Origin of the sequence: Streptomyces sp. NPDC059994 (genome assembly GCF_042737755.1) — a bacterium.
Taxonomy (GTDB): domain Bacteria; phylum Actinomycetota; class Actinomycetes; order Streptomycetales; family Streptomycetaceae; genus Streptomyces.
Genome location: NZ_JBHWUR010000014.1, coordinates 1 through 19,477, shown reverse-complemented (window position 1 = coordinate 19,477; position 19,477 = coordinate 1). Strand labels below are relative to the sequence as shown.

Below are 19,477 nucleotides of genomic sequence, written 5' to 3'. Positions count from 1 at the left end.
GCCGAATCGGACAGTCATCCGTATTTCGGGGGCGCGGGGCTCAGCCGGGCGAACCGGCCGTCACCCGGCTGCGGTCGGCCGCCCCGCGTTCCGCCCGCGCCGCCAGCGGCACGGTGACCGTCCCCGCCGCCAGGAACAGGGTGCCCAGGAGGAGCCAGCCCGGGGCTCCCCCGTGGGTGACCAGGGCCGCGACCAGGAGCGGGCCGCCCGCCCTCGCCAGGTCTGAGCCGAGGCTCCAGGCACCCAGGAACTCGCCCAGGCGATGGGGGTCCCCCCTGCTCGTCAAAGAGCTTGGGGGAGGCTCGGCGAGACCGTACGAGATGCCCCAGCCGCTCGCCGAGGAGAGCAGTTCGCCCGCCGTCAGCAGGGCCACGGCGACCGCGAGCACCAGCACGGCGGCCACCGGCGGGAGCGCGGCCGTCGTGGCCGTCACCGCGCAGGCGGCGAGCAGCGCCCAGCCGGCGCGGCGACCCGCGACCGCCGCCCCGGCGACGGTGTGGCTGCCGCGCGCCGCCCGTACCTGGAGCAGGATCACCAGCGCGGTGTTGAGCAGCATCAGCGCCGCGACCGCCCAGGTGGGCGCCTGCGTACGGGCCGAAATCCACAGCGGGAGGCCGAGGTTGAGGACGTCGGCGTTGATGTAGAGCAGCCCGGAGAGCGCGGCGAGGGCGAGGAAGCGGCGGTCGCGCAGGGCGCCGAGACGGCTCGCGGGCCGCGCGGCGGCCTCCGGTACCGCCTGCGGGCGGTCGTCCGGCATCCGGGTCACGATGGCGGCGACGATGGCGTACGAGACGCAGTTGCCCAGGACGAGGGCCGCGTATCCGCTGCGGGAGTCGACGGCCAGGGCGGCGCCCGCGCCCAGACTGCCCAGCGTGAAGCCGATGTTGAGCATCACGCGGGTGTACGCGCTGGCCGCGACCAGCGCCGAGGCGTCCGCGATACGGGCGAGGTAGGCGCTGCGGACCGGTCGCGACGCGCTCTCGGCCAGGGCGATCGCGCAGACGACGGCGAGGAAGCCGGCGAACCCGTCGACGAGCAGATATCCCGCGAAGGCGACGGCCCGTACGAGCACGGTGGCCAGATAGACCCGGCGGTGGCCGAACCGGTCGCCCAGCCGCCCGGCCGGAACGGCCACAGCGGGTCCGAGCAGGGCGGCGATCGTCAGGCCGAGGCCGACCTGGGTGGCGCCCAGCCCGACGACCCGGGTGAAGAAGAGGGCGGCGCCGGTGTGGAAGAGGCCGTTGCCGATCCAGTCGACGAGGGTGGTGAGGGCGTACGCGCGCAGCGGGCCGCGAGGCGGCAGCACGGCTGCCACCCCGGAGGAGGCGGAGGACATGCCCCCAGCCAACGGCCTTCCGCCGCACAGCGGCAGACATTTAGGCTGGGGCTCAATGCTCAGCTACCGACTCGGCGTCGACGACCTCGCCGACATGCGCTTCGCCTGCTCGCCGCTCCTGGAGACCGCGACCAGCCTGTGGGCGCTGCGGCGCGCCGACAAGTACGTGCTGCACCTGCCGTGGGTGCGGCGGACGCGGGCGGCGCTGGAGGCTGCCGACGGGCTGGACAAGGAGTTGCTCGTCGAGCTGACGGTGCGCGGCAGCGGCTGGATCCCGGACTTCCTCACACCTCGCCCCGACTCGCCGCTGCCGGAGGTACGGGACGAGCTGCGGCGGGTGCGGGCGGCGCCGCCGTCGAAGGCGCTGGCGGACGTACGGACGGCGTACGCGGGGCGCGCACTGCCGCCGCGCCTGGCCGAACTGGCCCCGGATCCCCGCGCGTTGCGCGATGCGATGGCGGATGCGCTGGAGGCCTACTGGGAGCTGGCGATAGCGCCGCACTGGTCTCGGATGCGGGCCGTCCTGGAGGCGGACATGGTGTGGCGGGCGCGGCTGCTCGCCCGCGACGGCGCGGCGGCGCTGCTCACGTCACTGGATCCCACGGCGGTGTGGCAGGGCGGGGAGCTGACGCTGTTCGTCCACCGGGACCTGGAGTTGGGCGCGTCGGTGGACGGGCGGGGGTTCTGGCTGGTGCCGACGCTGTTCGCGCAGCACACGATCAGTCCGGTGGGGGCTGAGGAGCCGCCCACCATCGCGTATCCGGCGCGGGGGGTCGGGACGCTGTGGGAAGCCCGTCCGCCGCGTCCGCCGGGTGCGCTGGCGTCGCTGGTCGGGGCGCCCAAGGCGACGTTGCTCCTCTGCCTCGACGGGCCGGCGTCGACGACGGAACTGGCCCGCCGGCTGGCCGTCACGCCGAGCGCGGTCTCCCATCACCTGTCCGTGCTGCATCGGACGGGGCTGGTGAGCCGGGCCCGGGCGGGTCGGGTGGTGCTGTATGCCCGGACGGGGGTGGGGGATGCGCTCGCGTCCCCGGAGGAGTTGAGCCCCTCCCCGCCCCTTCCCTGAACCCTCCGGGGGCGGGTGGGGGTGGAGGCTCGTTCCCGGGGGCCGCCCCCCCCGGGCCCCGTCGCGGGGCCTGCGACCCCCGCACCCCGCTTTCGGGGCTCCGCCCCGGACTTCGTTCGGCTGCCGGCCGTCTGTGGCCGGCCGCGCAGTTCCCCGCGCCCCTGAGGAGCAGGGCGGGGCCTGCGGCCCCTGCCCTGCTCCTCAAGCGCCGGAGGGGCTGGAATGCGGCAGGGGCCCGTTCTGCCTTCAGGGGCGCGGGAAACTGCGCGAGCAGCCACAGCCGACCCGCGGACAAAGCCCGCCCCCGCAGACAGACGGGGCCGGGGCGAAGCCCCGAAGACGGTCCTCGGGCCGCAGCCGCGACGCGGGGTCGGGGGGTGAGGCCCCCGAGAAGTCAGGCCACCGACCCGATCCGGCCCAGCGGCTCCTCCGGACCGTCATGGTGGATCGGGGTATGGGCGCCCGTGAGCGCCACACCCGTCCCTCCCCGCCGGTTCGCCACGATCTCCGCCGCGATCGACAGCGCCGTCTCCTCGGGCGTGCGCGCGCCCAGGTCGAGGCCGATCGGGGAGCGCAGGCGGGCGAGGTCGAGGTCGGTGACGCCGGCTTCGCGCAGGCGCGCGTTGCGGTCCTCGTGCGTGCGGCGCGAACCCATCGCGCCCACGTACGAGACCGGCAGCCGCAGCGCCAGCTCCAGCAGCGGCACGTCGAACTTGGTGTCGTGCGTCAGGACGCACAGCACCGTGCGCGCGTCCACCTCCGTCGACTCCAGGTACCGGTGCGGCCACTCCACCACGATCTCGTCCGCCTCCGGGAACCGCGTCGCCGTGGCGAACACGGGGCGCGCGTCGCACACCGTGACGCGGTAGCCGAGGAACTTGCCCACCCGTACCAGCGCCGACGCGAAGTCGATCGCGCCGAAGACGATCATCCGCGGCGGCGGGACGCTCGACTCGACCAGGACCGTGAGCGGCTGCCCGCACAGGCGGCCGTCGGCGCCGAGTGTCAGCGTGCCCGTACGGCCCGCGTCCAGCATGGCCCGTGCCTCGCCCGCCACCGTCCGGTCCAGCTCGGGATGGCCGCCGAGGGCGCCCTCGTACGTACCGTCGGGACGGACGAGGAGCGGGCGGGCCACCAGGTCGGACGGGCCCTCGGTGATCCGGGCGATCGCCGCCGCCTCGCCGCGCGCCGCCGTGGCCAGTGCCGCGGCGAACACCGCCCGGGAGGGTGAGTCCAGGGGCACCGGGGTCACCAGGATGTCGATGACGCCGCCGCACGTCAGGCCGACCGCGAACGCGTCCTCGTCGCTGTAGCCGAAGCGTTCCAGGACGGGCTCGCCGTCCGCCAGCGCCTGTTGGCACAGGTCGTAGACCGCGCCCTCCACGCATCCGCCCGAGACCGACCCGATCGCCGTGCCCTCGCCGTCGACGGCGAGCGCGGCACCCGGCTGCCGGGGCGCGCTGCCGCCGACCGCCACCACGGTGGCGACGGCGAAGTCACGGCCCTGCTCGACCCACCGGTTGAGCTCTTCGGCGATGTCCAGCATGTTCGGTCTCCTTACGGAACGGATGGGTGGAGGGCGTCGGTCGTACGCCCTGATCGTGGCCTACTTGACGCCCAGCCAGCTCTCGATGGGGCTGAGCGCGAAGTAGACGAGGAAGATGCCGGACAGGGCCCACATGAACCCGCCGATCTCCCGCCACTTGCCCTGCGACGCCTTGATGACGGTGTAGGCGATGACGCCCGCGCCGACACCGGCGGTGATGCTGTACGTGAACGGCATCAGGGCCACGGTGAGGAACACCGGGATCGACACCGAGCGGTCGTTCCAGTCCACGTGCCGCGCCGCGCTCATCATCATCGAGCCGATCACGACCAGGGCCGCCGCTGCCACCTGGGCCGGGACCAGCTGGGTGAGCGGGGTGAAGAACAGGCAGGCCGCGAAGAAGAGACCGGTGACGACCGAGGAGAGGCCGGTACGGGCGCCCTCGCCGGCGCCGGTCGCGGACTCGATGAAGACGGTCTGGCCGGAGGCACCGGAGACGCCCCCGATCGCGCCGCCCGCGCCGTCGATGAACAGCGCCTTGGACAGGCCCGGCATCCGGCCCTTGTCGTCGGCGAGCCCGGCCTCCTGGCCGACGCCGATGATGGTGGCCATCGCGTCGAAGAACCCGGCCAGGACGAGGGTGAAGACGATCATGCCCACGCCGATGGCGCCGATCTGCTCCCAGCCGCCGAACTCGACGTGGCCGAAGAGTCCGAAGTCGGGACTGGCGACCGCGCTGCCGTCGAGGCCAGGGGCGGCTCCGCCCCAGTCCTTGTCGGTCAGACCGCCCACCTTGGTGACGACGAGCGAGAGGACCGTGCCGGTGAGAATGCCGATCAGGATCGCGCCGGGTACGTTGCGCGCCTGGAGGGCGAAGATCAGGAGCAGGGTCACCGCGAAGAAGAGGACCGGCCAGCCGACCAGCTCGCCCGTGGCGCCGAGGGTGACGGGGCCGCCCTGGCCCTTGCCGACGAATCCCGCCTTCACCAGGCCGAGCAGGGCGACGAACATGCCGACGCCCATGGTGATCGCGTGCTTGAGCGCCAGCGGGATGGCGTTCATGATCATCTCACGGAGGCCGGTGACGACCAGCAGCATGATGACCACGCCGTACATGACGCACATGCCCATGGCCTGCGGCCAGGTCATGTTGGGGACCACCTGGGTGGTCAGGGCCGCGGAAACGTTCAGTCCTGCCGCGAGCGCGAGCGGGACCTTGCCGATGAAGCCCATCAGCAGCGTGCTGACCGCGGCCGCGAGGGCGGTGGCCGTCACCAGGCCCGCATGGCCCAGCGTGTGCTTGTCGACGTCGGGCGTCGAGAGGATCAGCGGGTTGAGCAGGAGGATGTAGCACATCGCCATGAAGGTGGTGATGCCGCCGCGCACCTCTTGCGCGACCGTGGATCCTCTGTCCGTTATATGAAAGTACCGGTCGAGCCAAGACCTGCCGGCGGGGACGCGCGAGCCGGAGCCCGCCTCCTCGGCGGTGGTCTTCGGCTCCACGGACTGCTGGGTCATGGTGCCTACTCCCAAGGTTCACAGGGGCACCCGCATAAGACCTGAGACCTCAGTCAGACAAGCTGCGGGATTTGGGATGGTGCGTGGGCTGCACGACCCGGGGGACGGCCCGAGACGAACGTTTCCGCGTACTGCGGGGGTACCGGTTCCGGTACCGCGGTACGGGATGGTGCTGGTCATTCGGGTACTGCTCGTTCGGTACTGCCTGGTGGTGCCGGTGGTGCGGTGGTGAAGGACCGCGAGCGGTGCGGTACTTCTGTGCTCCGGGCGGTTCGGGCGGTTCGGGCGGTTCGGAAGTGTGACGTTCCTGGGAAGGCACGCACCGCCCGGAGGGTTCAGGGGGTCAGGACGACTCGGTGCCCGTCAGGTGCTCGGGGCGGACCGGGGTCCTGTTCAGCTCCAGACCCGTCGCGTTCCGGATCGCCGCGAGGACGGCCGGGGTGGACGAGAGGGTCGGTGCCTCGCCGATGCCGCGCAGCCCGTACGGGGCGTGCTCGTCGGCCAGTTCGAGCACGTCGACCGGGATGGTCGGCGTGTCGAGGATGGTGGGGATGAGGTAGTCCGTGAAGGAGGGGTTGCGCACCTTCGCGGTCTTCGGGTCGACGATGATCTCCTCCATGACCGCCACGCCCAGGCCCTGGGTGGTGCCACCCTGGATCTGGCCGACGACGGACAGCGGGTTGAGCGCCTTGCCGACGTCCTGGGCGACCGAGAGCTCGACGACCTTCACCAGTCCGAGCTCGGTGTCCACCTCGACGACCGCGCGGTGCGCGGCGAACGAGTACTGGACGTGGCCGTTGCCCTGGCCGGTGCGCAGGTCGAACGCCTCGGTGGGACGGTGGCGCCACTCCAGCTCCAGCTCCACCGCCTCGTCCTCCAGCACGTCGGCCAGGTCCGCGAGGACCTCGCCGCCGTCGGTGACGACCTTGCCGCCCTCCAGGAGGAGCTCGGCGGTGGCCCAGGCCGGGTGGTAGGAGCCGAACTTGCGGCGGCCGATCTCCAGGACGGCCTCACGGACGTGCTCGCAGGTGTTCTTGACCGCGCCGCCGGTGACGTACGTCTGGCGCGAGGCCGACGTGGAGCCGGCGGAGCCGACCTGGGTGTCGGCCGGGTGGATGGTCACCTGCGTGACGCCGAGCTCGGTACGGGCGATCTGCGCGTGGACGGTGACACCGCCCTGGCCGACCTCCGCCATCGCGGTGTGCACGGTCGCGACCGGCTGGCCGCCCACGACCTCCATGCGCACCTTGGCGGTGGAGTAGTCGTCGAAGCCCTCGGAGAAGCCGACGTTCTTTATGCCGACCGCGTAGCCGACGCCCCGTACGACACCTTCGCCGTGCGTGGTGTTGGACAGGCCGCCGGGCAGGGCGCGCACGTCGGCCTGCTCGCCGGCGGTCACCCACTGCTGCTCGGGCGGCAGCGGACGGGCCTTGACGCGGCGCAGGAGCTCGGCCACCGGGGCCGGGGAGTCGACCGGCTGCCCGGTCGGCAGCAGGGTGCCCTGCTCCATGGCGTTCAGCTGGCGGAACTCGACGGGGTCGATGCCCAGCTTCGCCGCCAGCTTGTCCATCTGCGCCTCGTACGCGAAGCACGCCTGGACCGCGCCGAAGCCGCGCATGGCGCCGCAGGGCGGGTTGTTGGTGTAGAGCGCGATGGCCTCGATGTCGACGTCGTCGATGACATACGGGCCGACCGAGAGCGAGGAGGCGTTGCCGACGACCGCCGGGGAGGCCGACGCGTAGGCGCCGCCGTCCAGGACGATCTTGCACTTCATGTGCGTGAGCTTGCCGTCCTTGGTGGCGCCGTGCTCGTAGTAGAGCTTCGCCGGGTGCCGGTGGACGTGGCCGAAGAAGGACTCGAACCGGTTGTAGACGATCTTGACCGGCTTGCCGGTGCGCAGCGCCAGCAGACAGGCGTGGATCTGCATCGAGATGTCCTCGCGGCCGCCGAAGGCACCGCCGACGCCGGAGAGCGTCATACGGACCTTCTCCTCGGGCAGGCCGAGGACCGGGGCGATCTGCTTGAGGTCCGAGTGCAGCCACTGGGTGGCCACGTACAGCTCGACGCCGCCGTCCTCGGACGGCACGGCGAGGCCGGACTCCGGGCCGAGGAAGGCCTGGTCCTGCATGCCGAAGGTGTACTCGCCCCTGACGATGACGTCGGCGCGCCTGGCGGCCTCGTCGGCGTCGCCGCGCACGATCGGCTGGCGGTGCACGATGTTGGGGTGCGGGACGTGACCGATGTGGTGGTCGTCGCGGCCCTCGTGGACCAGGATCGCGTCGGGGGCCGTCGCGGACGCCTCGTCCGTGATGACCGGCAGCTCCACGTACTCGATCTTGATCTTGGCGGCGGCGCGGCGGGCGGTCTCCGGGTGGTCGGCGGCGACCAGGGCCACCGGCTCGCCGTGGTGGCGGACCTTGCCGTGGGCCAGGACCGGGGTGTCCTGGATCTCCAGGCCGTAGTTCTTCATCGCGGCCGGCAGGTCGTCGTAGGTCAGCACGGCGTAGACGCCGGGCATCGCGACGGCCTCGGAGATGTCGATGGACCTGATCTCGGCGTGGGCGACCGTGGAGCGGAGCGTCTGGCCCCAGAGCATGTCCTCGTGCCACATGTCCGAGGAGTACGCGAACTCACCGGTGACCTTGAGGGTGCCGTCCGGGCGCAGCGTCGACTCGCCGATGCCGCCCTTGGTCTTGGAACCCTGGGTGATGTTGGTGGGAGTACCAGTGGTGGCCATGATCGTCAGACCGCCTCTTCCTGACGGGCGGCCGCGAGGCGGACCGCGTCGAGGATCTTCTCGTAACCGGTGCAGCGGCAGAGGTTGCCGGAGAGGGCCTCGCGGATGTCCTGGTCGGACGGGGAGGCGTTGCGCTCCAGGAGCTCGTCGGCGGCGACGAGCAGGCCCGGGGTGCAGAAACCGCACTGGACGGCGCCGGCGTCGATGAACGCCTGCTGGATCGGGGAAAGGGCGCCCGCCTCTCCAGGCTGGCCGTCCAGCGGCTTGGCCTGCCGGCGCCGGGCGGTGTCGACGGAGGTGCCGCAGGAGCCGGCGGCGCAGGAGCCGCCCGGGTGGGCGGCTTCCCGATGCCTGGCGTAGTCGGCCAGGCCCTCGACGGTGACGACCTCGCGGCCCTCGACCTGACCGGCCGCGACCAGACACGAACAGACCGGCACGCCGTCGAGGCGGACCGTGCAGGAGCCGCACTCGCCCTGCTCACAGGCGTTCTTCGAACCCGGCAGACCCATGCGCTCGCGCAGCACGTAGAGAAGGCTCTCGCCCTCCCAGACGTCGTCGGCTTCCTGCTTGCGGCCATTGACCGTGAAATTGACGCGCATGGTTATGCAGCTCCTTCAAGCGAGCGGCCGGTGCCGCGGTACTGCTCCCAGGTCCAGCCGAGCGTGCGGCGGGCCATGATGCCCACGGCGTGCCGGCGGTACTTGGCAGTGCCTCGTACGTCGTCGATCGGGTTGCAGGAGGCGGAGGCGAGCTCCGCGAACTGCTTGGCGATCGCAGGGGTGATGATCTTGCCGCTCTCCCAGAAGCCGCCCTCGTCGAGCGCGGCGTTCAGGAACTCCTCGGCGGCGGTGGCGCGCACCGGGGTCGGGGCGGCCGAGCCGATGCCGGTGCGGACCGTGCGGGTCTCCGGGTGCAGCGCCAGGCCGAAGGCGCAGACCGCGATGACCATCGCGTTGCGGGTGCCGACCTTGGAGTACTGCTGGGGGCCGTCCGCCTTCTTGATGTGGACGGTCTTGATGAGCTCGTCCGGCGCCATCGCGTTGCGCTTTACACCGGTGTAGAACTCGTCGATCGGGATGAGCCGGGACCCGCGCACCGACTCCACCTCGACCTCGGCGCCCGCGGCGAGCAGCGCCGGGTGGGCGTCACCGGCGGGCGAGGCCGTGCCGAGGTTGCCGCCGACGCCGCCGCGGTTGCGGATCTGCGGGGAGGCGACGGTGTGCGAGGCGAGCGCCAGGCCCGGCAGCTCCGCCCGCAGGTTCTCCATGATCTCGGTGTACGACACGGACGCGCCGAGCCGTACGGTCTCCTCGCCGGTCTCCCACGCGCGCAGCAGCTCGATGCGGTTCAGGTCCAGAAGGTACTCGGGCCGGCGGTGGTCGAAGTTGATCTCGACCATCACATCGGTGCCACCCGCAATGGGCACAGCCGTGGGGTGCTCGGCCTTGGCGGCGAGCGCCTCCTCCCAGCTGGCGGGGCGAAGGAAGTCCATGAGTGGCTCTCTTCTTCTCAATCGGGGTCGTTCGCGCGGGTCCCGGAGACGGCCGGCCCTCGGCTAGGAAGTCGTTCATGTGCTGTTGACGCTGTGTGGCCCCAGTACACAAGCCTCACTCCGCCGGGTGCAGTCACCGAAACCATGAAGGAGTTGGCTGGTCTCCATCTACGTCTTGTAGATTCGTATGAAAGGCGGTGCTCGGTTACCCCACCGCTTTCCACCGGCAACAACAAGACAGATCGGCGGCGACACGCGATGCGGCTTCGCGCACTTCTGGAGACCGACGCGCTGGGGCTGCGGCTGCTCGGCGGCGAGGACGAGCTGGACCGCGCCGTACGCGGTGTGATGACCACCGACCTGCGCGATCCGAGCCGCTATCTCTCCGGCGGCGAGCTGGTCCTCACCGGCCTCGCCTGGCGCCGCGACGCCGACGATTCCGAGCCATTCGTACGGATCCTGGCCGGAGCCGGGGTGGTCGGCCTGGCGGCCGGCGAGGCCGAGCTGGGCGCGATCCCGGATGACCTGATCCGTGCGTGTACACAGCACCGGCTGCCGCTGTTCGCGGTGAACGAGTCGGTAGCCTTCGCCACCATCACCGAGCACGTGGTGCGCCAGGTCTCCGGCGAGCGGGCCGGGGACCTGGCGGCCGTGGTCGACCGGCACCGGCGCCTGATGACCTCCGGCCCGGCGGGCGGCGGCCCCGAGGTCGTCCTGGACCTGCTCGGCTCCGACCTGGACCTGCGGGCCTGGGTGCTCTCCCCCACCGGCCGGCAGATCGCGGGCGCGGGCGAGCCGCTCCCCGCGGCCGTCGGCGCCACTCTGGCGGGTGAACACCTCGGCGCGACCCGCACCGGCCGCCGGGGCCCGCACCGGGCCGTGGTCCACGGCACCACGTACTCGCTGTTCCCGATCCGCCACAGCGGGCGCGGGGCCGCCCCGGCCGCCCGCGATGTGCGCGAGACGGTCCTGTCGGACTGGCTGCTGGCCGTGGAGGCGGACGCGGGCGACTGGCCCGCCGCCCGGCTCGATCTGCTCCAGGGCGTCACCCAGCTCATCGCCGTGGAGCGCGACCGCCGCGACGCGGCCCGTACGGTACGCCGCCGGCTCGCCCAGGAGGTCCTGGAGCTGGTGCAGACCGGCGCCGCCCCCGCCGAGATCGCGGCCCGGCTGCGGGTCGCCGCCCCCGTGCTGCTGCCGGGCCTCGGCTCGGCGCCGCACTGGCAGGTGATCGTGGCCCGGGTCGACTGGAGCCAGTCGGCGGCCACCGCCGCGGAGGTCGCGGGCGGCCCGGTCGCCCAGGCGCTCCTGGAGGAAATACTGGTCGACCCGGCCGTGTCGGGCTCCGACTCCTCGGACCGGATCGCGGTCGCCCACGCGGGCGACGAGGCGATCGCGCTGGTGCCGCTGCCCTCGGTCGGCGAGGACACGGACGCCGGGCTGCACGCGGACGCGCTGCTCGCCGCGGTCCAGGCGCCGCTCTCGGCGGGCCTCGCCGACGACGGGCGCCTGACACTCGGTGTCAGCGCAGCCGTGCACTCGGCGGAGGGGCTGCGCGGCGCCCTGGAGGAGGCCCGGCACGCCCGCCGGGTCGCCGCCGCCCGCCCGGGCCGGGTCTGCGCGGCCGGCCACCACGAGCTGGCCTCGCACGTCCTGCTGCTGCCGTTCGTCCCGGACGACGTGCGCCGCGCCTTCACGGCCCGGCTGCTCGATCCGCTGCGCGACTACGACCAGCGGCACCGGGCCGAGCTCATCCCGACCCTGGAGGCGTTCCTCGACTGCGACGGCTCCTGGACCCGCTGCGCCACGCGACTGCATCTGCACGTCAACACCTTGCGCTACCGGGTCGGCCGGATCGAGCAACTGACAGGTCGTGATCTTTCGCGCCTGGAGGACAAACTGGACTTCTTCCTGGCCCTGCGGATGAGCTGAGGGGGCGCGCGGACGGCGCGACCAGGCCGGAACACCACCTGGACGCGCCGCAATTCGCCGTTTGTGAAGGAATTCACGCGTGGCCCTTGGCCCGGCGTGCCAATCCGTGCTGAGATTCGCCCACGACTCAACAGCTCGGACTCAACGGCTCAATGGCGCGCTCGGGGAGGGCAACGTGGCGTACTCCGCCATGTCTGATTCCGGAACGACTGCAGAGAACGGGGATCCGCTCCATCCGCTCCAGGTTGCGGTATGGCGGCTGCGCTCACGCGGATGCTGGACGGACGCGGCCGCCCTGCTCGAACCGCACGGCGCCGAGCCCGCCGCGGCGCTCCAGCGGGCCGCGCTGCTCACCGAGCGCTGTCTGTACACCGGGGACGGCTGGGCCGAGGCCGAGGAGGCGCTGCGCGGCGCCGAGGCGGTGGCCGGGGACGACGAGGAGCGCGGCGCGGCCGCGTGCGAGCGCGGCCAGCTCGCGTACGCGTCCACACTGCTCGGGGTGCGCGACCGCGCCGACGAGGCCCGTTCGGCGCTGGGCCGGGCGGCCGCGCTGATCGCCCCCGCCGCGCGGAGCCGCGCGCTGCTCGACTTCCGCCGGGGCCTGCTCGCCGAGAACGTGGCGGACGCGCCGCAGGCGGCCCGCGCCGCCTACCGCCGCGCCCACGCGGGCGCCACCGCGCACGGCGACACGCTGCTGCTCTCCTTCACCTGGCGCCATCTGGCCGGACTCGCCCTGCGCGACGGGGAGTTGGCGGAGGCGCGGCACGGCTTCGCGGAGTCGCTGAGGATCCGCGAGGAGCTGGGCTACCTGGTCGGCACGGCCCCGGCACTCGCGGCCCTGGCCGAGGCGGAGCCGGAGCCGGAGGCGGCCCGCCTGCGCACGGAGGCCGCGCGGCTTTTCCGGCTGCTCGGCGGGGTACCCACGTGGCTGGCGAGCCATCTGACGCCGACGCCGGCGGCCACGTGACGACTGGGCGCGTCTTTGTCTGCGGGCCGGTGGGGGCTGGTCGCGCAGTTCCCCGCGCCCCTGAATGCGCCCCTGCGGGGCGCCCAGGGGATGGGGCGCGGGGCTGTGACATGTGCGGCTCCGCCGCGTGGGCGCGACCAGCCACGACGGACCCGCACCCACCGCGCAGCGCTAAAGCGCAGATCCCGTGAAGTGCTCCCGCACCAAGGACTGAACCACCGTCAAGTCCCGCGCGATCAGCGCGTCCAGCAGCGCCAAGTGCTCCGCCGCATCCGCGACCAGCTCGCCCTGACGGGCGACCGGCGCAGCCGTCAGCGGCCACTGCGAGCGCCGGTGGAGATCCTCGGCCACCTGGAGCAGCTGCCGGTTCCCGGCGAGCGCGAGGACCGCGCGGTGGAACGCGCGGTCCGACTCGGCGTAGCCCGCCCGGTCACCGACCGCCGCCGCCTGGGTGGTCGCCTCGGCGAGCGGCCGCAGCTCGGCCCAGCGGGCGGCGGGCACGGACCGGGCGAGCCGCAGCATCACCGGCACCTCGATCAGGGCGCGCACCTCGGCCAGCTCGGCCAGCTCGCGCGGACCGCGCTCGGTGACCCGGAAGCCCCGGTTCGGGACGACCTCGACGGCGCCCTCGGAGGCCAGCCGCTGCATCGCCTCGCGCACCGGGGTGGCCGAGACACCGAACCGCTCGCCGAGCACCGGCGCGGAGTACACCTCGCCCGGCACCAGCTCACCGTCGACCAGCGCGGCCCGCAGCGCCTCCAGGATCTGGCCGCGTACGGAATGCCGGCGGACCTGCCGGACCTGGGGCGCGGGCGGCTCACTGTGGGTGTGCTCACCCCGTACGGCCTCCGGCGCCGGGTCCCGTACGACCGTGAAGGGATCGCCCTCCACCCGGGCCTGTGCGGGCACACGGGGAGACCCGAACGGCGGCACCGCCGTCTCGCGTGCTCTGCCCTGCTCCACCCCAGACCCTCCTACCGCTCGGTATTCCCCCAGCACCATAGGCGGACAAAGCGACAGTTCAAACATCGCGCGCATCCGCTAAGGTAAGCCTTACCTGCAAACGATCGTGATTCGGTGGTCCCTGGATGACTGTGTCCACGCTGCTCCCGAGCCCTCTGGCCGCGTCCTACGCGCGCCTCGCCGGCGTCTACCCCGGCGTCAGGGTCCACGAGCTCGCGGACGGCGAGCAGGCTCCCGGCTCCCCCGGCTGGGTCGGCGCGGACCAGCTCGCCGGCGGCGGGGACGCCCTGGACGCCTTCCTCGGCTGGGACGACGAGCAGGTCCTGCGCGACTACGGGCAGCGGGCCCGGCCCGACGTCATCGCCTCCTTCGGCTTCCACCGCTACGCCTGGCCCGCCTGTCTGCTCATCACGGTGCCGTGGTTTCTGCACCGCCGGGTGCCGCGCGTGCCCGTCGAGGACGTGTCCTTCCAGCGCACGCTGGGACGGCTGACCGTGCGGGTGCGGGAGTTCGCGTGCCTGCCCGGGGACCCGGCGGCCGCGCTGCCCGGCGCACGGGTCGTCCCGGACGAGGAGGCGCTGCGCGCCGAGGTCCGCGCGGCCGTCGCCGAGCACCTGGGCCCGGTGCTGGACGGCTTCGGACCCCGGATGCGGCGCGGCCGGCGGGCGCTGTGGGGCATGGCGACCGACGAGGTCGTCGAGGGGCTCTGGTACGTGGCGGCGCTGCTCGGCGAGGAGCGGCGGGCGATGGGCGAGCTGGAGCTGCTGCTGCCGGGCTCGACCAAGCCGTACGTCGGCGCCGCCGGCTTCCGTGAGCTGAGCGGTCCGGCGGGCGAGCCGCTGCCGACCCGCGACCGGGCCAGCTGCTGCCTCTTCTACACCCTGCGCCCCGAGGACACCTGTGTCACCTGTCCGCGTACCCGCGACGCCGACCGGGTGGCCAAGCTGAGTGCCGCGTCCTGAATCCACGCCACTCGTCCGGGTGAGCCGAATTCGAACTCAACTCGGTTCAATGCAACGCCAGTTCGAGCAGATCGCACCTATCCGTATGCCACTGACCGCCAATGGCGGCCTCTTGCCCCGAAAACGCCTGCGACCCCGTGCGGCAGGAGCACTATGGCGCCCGGAACGCCTTACGTGATTCAAGGGACACCGCATGCGACTGACCGACATATCTCTGGACTGGCTGCTTCCAAGCTGCGTGATGATCGTGGGGGTCGTCGTGGCGTTGGTCGTCCTCACGCGCGGCAAGCGCTCCGGTGACAGCGCTTCCGGCGACGACACCTGGGAACGCAGCGAGGAACGCCGCCGCCGGAAGGAAGCCGTCTACGGCACCGCCTCCTATGTGCTGCTGTTCTGCTGCGCGGCCGTCGCCGCCGCGCTCTCCTTCCACGGTCTGGTCGGCTTCGGCCGGCAGAACCTCGGCCTCACGGACGGCTGGGAGTACCTCGTCCCGTTCGGCCTCGACGGCGCCGCCATGTTCTGCTCGGTGCTCGCCGTGCGCGAGGCCAGCCACGGTGACGCGGCGCTCGGCTCGCGTCTGCTGGTGTGGACGTTCGCGGGCGCGGCCGCCTGGTTCAACTGGGTGCACGCGCCGCGCGGCATGGCCCACGCGGGCGCCCCGCAGTTCTTCGCCGGGATGTCGCTCTCGGCGGCGGTGCTCTTCGACCGCGCGCTGAAGCAGACCCGCGTGGCGGCGCTGCGCGAACAGGGCCTGGTGCCCCGTCCGCTGCCGCAGATCCGGATCGTACGGTGGCTGCGGGCCCCCCGGGAGACGTTCGCCGCCTGGTCGCTGATGCTCCTGGAGGGGGTGCGGACGCTGGACGAGGCGGTCGAGGAGGTACGCGAGGACCGGCGCGCCAAGGAGCAGACCCGGCTGCGCCGGCGCGAGCAGGAGAAGCTGGAGCGGGCGCATCTGAAGGCGCTCAGCCGCCAGGGCCGGAACCTGGGCCGGGTGCGGCCCGGCGGCCGCCAGGTCGATGTCCAGTCCATGGCGACGAGTGCGGGCTCCGGGCAGCCGAAGGCTGTCGCGGAGCCCGCCATAGCAGAGCCGGGACCACCGCCTCTTCGCAATCGGCCCTCACTTCAGGCCGTCACGGACGCTGAGTCCCTGAGGGCGTCCAGGACCGTCGACCTCACGGCCGAGGACGACACCCAGACGCTGCCGCGCCTGGACCACCTGGAGCGCAAACTCAAGGATCTGGAGCAGCAGTTCGGCTGAGTGCGGACGGCGTCAGAGGCCCTGCGCCGTCCCGCTGCCGAGCTCGAACCAGACGACCTTGCCCGCCTCGTGCGCGCGCATGCCCCAGGCGTCCGCGAGCGCCTGCACCAGCAGGAGCCCCCGGCCGTGCGTACCGTCGTCGGCGGACGGTACGTACGGTCCGGGCAGCATCGGGGTGAAGTCGTGCACCTCGACGCGGAGTCCGGCCGGAGCGAGCGTGGCCGTCACCACCGCCCCCTGGTCCGTGTGTATGAGCGCGTTGGTCACCAGCTCGCAGGTGAGCAGCTCGGCCACGTCGGCCGGCCCCCGGTGCTTCCAGTGCCCCAGCAACTCCCGCAGCGCGCGCCGCACTTCCGGCACCGCCGTGAGGTCCGACCGCCCCACCCTGCGCCGCAGCTGCCCATGGAGCACCGCACGCGCTCCCGTTCCGCGGAACGCCCCGGTCGCCCCCGGCCCGCCCCCTCCCTGACGCTCAGTCATAGCCCCCACCCGCACGTCGTCACGTCCCTTTCCGTCTCGAACACCCTCACGGGATGCATGCCCCACAGCCTCCCCGTCACGCATGGTGATTCCTCAACGACCGACGGAATTCGCGGCGGGAGCGGTTCCACGGCTCGCGGACCGGCTGCGGGGGGATCGCGGGCGGGGAGGGCACTCCATGGCAGCGCCCCTTACCCACAGGTGAGTCACAGGGTGGAGCGGGCCACCGGCCCTGGATTCTCGCGGGCGCAGCCGGACGCGCCCGCGGTCGCGCCCGCCTTCCGGCCACCGGGTCGGGAGACGCGCTGACCATGGAGGATCACCCCATCGCCAGACGGCCGGGTGGACATCTGCCTTATGGCCCTCTGAACGGCCTTATGGGCGAGGCACGTTGCGCAGGTTGGAACGGGCCATCTGGAGCATCCGGCCGACCCCGCCGTCCAGCACGATCTTGCTCGCGGAGAGCGCGAAGCCGGTCACCATGTCGGCGCTGATCTTCGGCGGGATGGAGAGCGCGTTGGGGTCGGTGACCACGTCGACCAGAGCGGGCCCCTTGTGCCTGAAGGCGTCCTTGAGGGCGCCCGCGAGCTGCTTGGGCTTCTCGACGCGCACACCGTACGCACCGGCCGCGCGGGCGATCGCCGCGAAGTCGGGGTTGAGGTTGCTCGTCCCGTACGACGGCAGCCCGGCCACCAGCATCTCCAGCTCCACCATGCCGAGCGAGGAGTTGTTGAAGAGGACGATCTTCACCGGCAGGTCGTACTGGACCAGGGTCAGGAAGTCGCCCATCAGCATGGAGAACCCGCCGTCGCCGGACATCGAGATCACCTGGCGGCGCCGGTCGGTGAACTGGGCGCCGATCGCCTGCGGAAGGGCGTTCGCCATCGAGCCGTGGCTGAACGAGCCGATGATCCGGCGTCTGCCGTTGGGCGAGATGTACCGGGCGGCCCAGACGTTGCACATACCGGTGTCGACGGTGAACACCGCGTCGTCGTCAGCGAGTTCGTCGAGTACGGAGGCCACGTACTCGGGGTGGATCGGCACGTGCTTCTCGACCTTGCGGGTGTACGCCTTGACGACGCCCTCCAGCGCGTCGGCGTGCTTCTTCAGCATCTTGTCGAGGAAGCGGCGGTCGGTCTTGGCCTTCACCCGCGGGGTCAGACAGCGCAGCGTCTCCTTGGCGTCGCCCCACACGGCCAGATCGAGCTGGGAGCGCCGCCCGAGGTGCTCGGGGCGGACGTCGATCTGCACGATCTTGACGTCGTCGGGCAAGAAGGCGTTGTACGGGAAGTCGGTGCCGATGAGGATCAGCAGATCGCACTCGTGGGTGGCCTCGTAGGCGGCGCCGTAGCCGAGCAGCCCGCTCATGCCGACGTCGTACGGGTTGTCGTACTGGATCCACTCCTTGCCGCGCAGCGCGTGCCCCACCGGGGCCTTGACCCGCTCGGCGAACTCCATCACCTCGGCGTGGGCGCCCGCGGTGCCGCTGCCGCAGAAGAGGGTGACGCGTTTGGCCCCGTCCACCAGACGGGCGAGCTTCTCGATCTCCGCGTCGCCCGGGCGCACCGACGGCAGCGCGGTGACCAGCGCGTGCTCGACGGCCTTGTCCGGGGCGGCCTCGGAGGCCACGTCGCCGGGGAGCGCGACCACGCTGACGCCGCCCCGGCCGATCGCGTGCTGGATGGCCGTCTGGAGCAGCCGGGGCATCTGTTTCGGGCTGGAGATGAGCTCGCAGTAGTGCGAGCACTCGCGGAAGAGCTGGTCGGGGTGGGTCTCCTGGAAGTAGCCCAGGCCGATCTCCGACGAGGGGATGTGGGAGGCGAGGGCGAGGACGGGGGCCATCGAGCGGTGGGCGTCGTAGAGGCCGTTGATCAGATGGAGGTTGCCCGGGCCGCAGGATCCGGCGCACGCCGCGAGGGTGCCGGTGAGCTGGGCCTCGGCGCCGGCCGCGAAGGCGGCGACCTCCTCGTGGCGGACCTGGATCCAGTCGATGGCGGAGGTGCGCCGGATGGCGTCGACGACGGGGTTGAGGCTGTCGCCGACGACGCCGTACATCCGCCGCACCCCGGCGCGGGCGAGGATGTCCACGAACTGCTCCGCCACGTTCTGTTTGGCCATGGCTCCCATTCATCCACGGGCCGCCGCCTCACGCCTCCCAGACGGCGATCGCCGTACGGTCGTCGGCGTACCCCTTCACCCTCAGCTGGGCGTCCGCGAGGAACGCGGCGAGCCCGGGCGGCTCACCCCCGGCCCACCGCTCGGCCAGCTCCTTCGCCAGCGCGGGCTCGCCCCGCAGCGGCTCGGCGAGCCCGCCGCTGCACAGCAGCAGGGTGTCGCCCGGGCGGGCGACCGAGGCACGGAAGCGGAACGGTTCGGCGGGCGGGGGCGGCGGGCCGATGTACGGGCGGGCGGGCTCCACGGTCTGCAGGTCCATGGTGAGCCGGTCGCCCTCCGGGGTCTCGGAGGGCGGCGAGCCGAACCCGACGACGGGCTCGCCGCTGACCTCGCCCGGCTCGGGCGGGGCGGGCTCGATGTCCTGCCAGACGCCCGCGCGCAGCCGGAACAGGCCGCCGGGCCCGACCCCGAAGAAGACCCGGGTGCGGCAGCCGGGGTCGGTGGAGAGCAGCAGACAGCGCAGGCCCGCCGTGTACTCCTCGGGCTCCGCGCCCAGCTCGGCGGCGCGGGCGCGCAGTCTGCCGTAGCTGCGGTCGGTGAGCCGGTGCAGCCCGGACTTGAGGTCGCCCCGGCGCCCGGCCCTGATGTCCTCGGCGAGCCGGGCGTGGCTGCGCCCGATGGCGCCGCCGATCCATCGGCAGGCGTCGGCGGCGGCGAGGTGCGCGCCCTCGAAGGCCCGCATACCGCTGGCGACGGCCACCAGGACCAGCGCGTTCTCACCGTGCCCGAACCGGGCGGTGAGCAGGGCGTCACGCCGGGGCTCGCCCCGGTAGCGGGCCGAGTCGCCGCGTACGGAGGCGGCGCGCAGCACGTACGCCCCGTACCGGGCGCCGTCGAGGACCGTGTCCGCGACGAGTTCGGCCAGGCCGTCGGGCCGTGCGTTCGGCAGCGCGGTGGGCTCGGCGTCGTAGGTGGGCGGCCGGTCCCCCACATGGCCGACATGGGGCCGGGGTGAGGGGGGCGGCGGCGGTTCGGGGGCCGCCTCGGGCGGGGCCGGTGGCGGCTGGGCGGGCCGGGGCTCCGACGGCCCGGCCGCGGTCCGGGC

General features: G+C 72.8%; 15 protein-coding genes. 5 read left to right on the top strand and 10 right to left on the bottom strand.

Annotation, left to right across the window (positions count from 1 at the left end; translation table 11 throughout):
- Positions 1 to 40: 40 nt before the first annotated feature.
- A complete protein-coding gene (locus tag ACFWA7_RS10435; protein WP_385539416.1) occupies positions 41 to 1,336 on the bottom strand; it encodes an MFS transporter in 1,296 nt (431 codons plus the stop codon).
- Between the two features lie 55 nt (positions 1,337 to 1,391).
- On the opposite strand from ACFWA7_RS10435, the gene ACFWA7_RS10430 reads away from it, so the two are divergent.
- On the top strand, positions 1,392 to 2,402 hold the full coding sequence (locus ACFWA7_RS10430) for a DUF5937 family protein (RefSeq protein WP_385822233.1): 1,011 nt from the start codon (positions 1,392 to 1,394) through the stop codon (positions 2,400 to 2,402).
- 394 nt (positions 2,403 to 2,796) lie between these two features.
- Here the strand turns inward: ACFWA7_RS10430 and ACFWA7_RS10425 are convergent, their stop codons facing one another.
- The 5 genes from ACFWA7_RS10425 to ACFWA7_RS10405 form a co-directional block, all read right to left on the bottom strand.
- Positions 2,797 to 3,948: an XdhC family protein gene (locus ACFWA7_RS10425; RefSeq protein WP_385822231.1), complete on the bottom strand. Its 1,152-nt coding sequence runs from the start codon at positions 3,946 to 3,948 to the stop codon at positions 2,797 to 2,799.
- A 60-nt stretch (positions 3,949 to 4,008) separates the two neighbouring features.
- Complete coding sequence (locus ACFWA7_RS10420; protein ID WP_385822229.1) at positions 4,009 to 5,466, bottom strand: NCS2 family permease; 1,458 nt, start codon at positions 5,464 to 5,466, stop codon at positions 4,009 to 4,011.
- 343 nt (positions 5,467 to 5,809) lie between these two features.
- On the bottom strand, positions 5,810 to 8,203 hold the full coding sequence (locus ACFWA7_RS10415) for a xanthine dehydrogenase family protein molybdopterin-binding subunit (protein ID WP_385539424.1): 2,394 nt from the start codon (positions 8,201 to 8,203) through the stop codon (positions 5,810 to 5,812).
- 5 nt (positions 8,204 to 8,208) lie between these two features.
- A complete protein-coding gene (locus ACFWA7_RS10410) occupies positions 8,209 to 8,802 on the bottom strand; it encodes a (2Fe-2S)-binding protein (RefSeq protein ID WP_385539426.1) in 594 nt (197 codons plus the stop codon).
- Positions 8,803 to 8,804: 2 nt separating this feature from the next.
- Positions 8,805 to 9,695: an FAD binding domain-containing protein gene (locus ACFWA7_RS10405; protein ID WP_385822227.1), complete on the bottom strand. Its 891-nt coding sequence runs from the start codon at positions 9,693 to 9,695 to the stop codon at positions 8,805 to 8,807.
- Positions 9,696 to 9,953: 258 nt separating this feature from the next.
- On the opposite strand from ACFWA7_RS10405, the gene ACFWA7_RS10400 reads away from it, so the two are divergent.
- Together ACFWA7_RS10400 and ACFWA7_RS10395 are read left to right on the top strand one after the other, a co-directional pair.
- The gene (locus ACFWA7_RS10400; protein ID WP_385539430.1) at positions 9,954 to 11,627 is read left to right on the top strand and encodes a PucR family transcriptional regulator; all 1,674 of its coding nucleotides are present in this window, start codon (positions 9,954 to 9,956) and stop codon (positions 11,625 to 11,627) included.
- Positions 11,628 to 11,817: 190 nt separating this feature from the next.
- Positions 11,818 to 12,594: a hypothetical protein gene (locus ACFWA7_RS10395; RefSeq protein WP_385539431.1), complete on the top strand. Its 777-nt coding sequence runs from the start codon at positions 11,818 to 11,820 to the stop codon at positions 12,592 to 12,594.
- Between the two features lie 171 nt (positions 12,595 to 12,765).
- Here the strand turns inward: ACFWA7_RS10395 and ACFWA7_RS10390 are convergent, their stop codons facing one another.
- Positions 12,766 to 13,557, bottom strand: a complete 792-nt coding sequence (locus ACFWA7_RS10390) for a GntR family transcriptional regulator (RefSeq protein ID WP_385539433.1) — start codon at positions 13,555 to 13,557, stop codon at positions 12,766 to 12,768.
- A 125-nt stretch (positions 13,558 to 13,682) separates the two neighbouring features.
- Between ACFWA7_RS10390 and ACFWA7_RS10385 the strand changes: the two genes are divergently transcribed.
- Together ACFWA7_RS10385 and ACFWA7_RS10380 are read left to right on the top strand one after the other, a co-directional pair.
- Positions 13,683 to 14,519, top strand: a complete 837-nt coding sequence (locus ACFWA7_RS10385) for a (2Fe-2S)-binding protein (RefSeq protein ID WP_385822224.1) — start codon at positions 13,683 to 13,685, stop codon at positions 14,517 to 14,519.
- 193 nt (positions 14,520 to 14,712) lie between these two features.
- A complete protein-coding gene (locus tag ACFWA7_RS10380) occupies positions 14,713 to 15,777 on the top strand; it encodes a DUF2637 domain-containing protein (protein WP_385822221.1) in 1,065 nt (354 codons plus the stop codon).
- 12 nt (positions 15,778 to 15,789) lie between these two features.
- Here the strand turns inward: ACFWA7_RS10380 and ACFWA7_RS10375 are convergent, their stop codons facing one another.
- From ACFWA7_RS10375 to ACFWA7_RS10365, 3 genes are all read right to left on the bottom strand, one after another.
- On the bottom strand, positions 15,790 to 16,257 hold the full coding sequence (locus ACFWA7_RS10375; RefSeq protein ID WP_385822219.1) for an ATP-binding protein: 468 nt from the start codon (positions 16,255 to 16,257) through the stop codon (positions 15,790 to 15,792).
- Between the two features lie 375 nt (positions 16,258 to 16,632).
- Positions 16,633 to 18,375, bottom strand: coding sequence for a pyruvate dehydrogenase (locus ACFWA7_RS10370; protein ID WP_385822217.1), 1,743 nt, complete (start codon positions 18,373 to 18,375; stop codon positions 16,633 to 16,635).
- A gap of 28 nt (positions 18,376 to 18,403) precedes the next feature.
- Positions 18,404 to 19,477, bottom strand: a 1,074-nt coding sequence (locus tag ACFWA7_RS10365) for a protein phosphatase 2C domain-containing protein (protein ID WP_385822215.1), incomplete at its 5' end; no start/stop codon positions are given.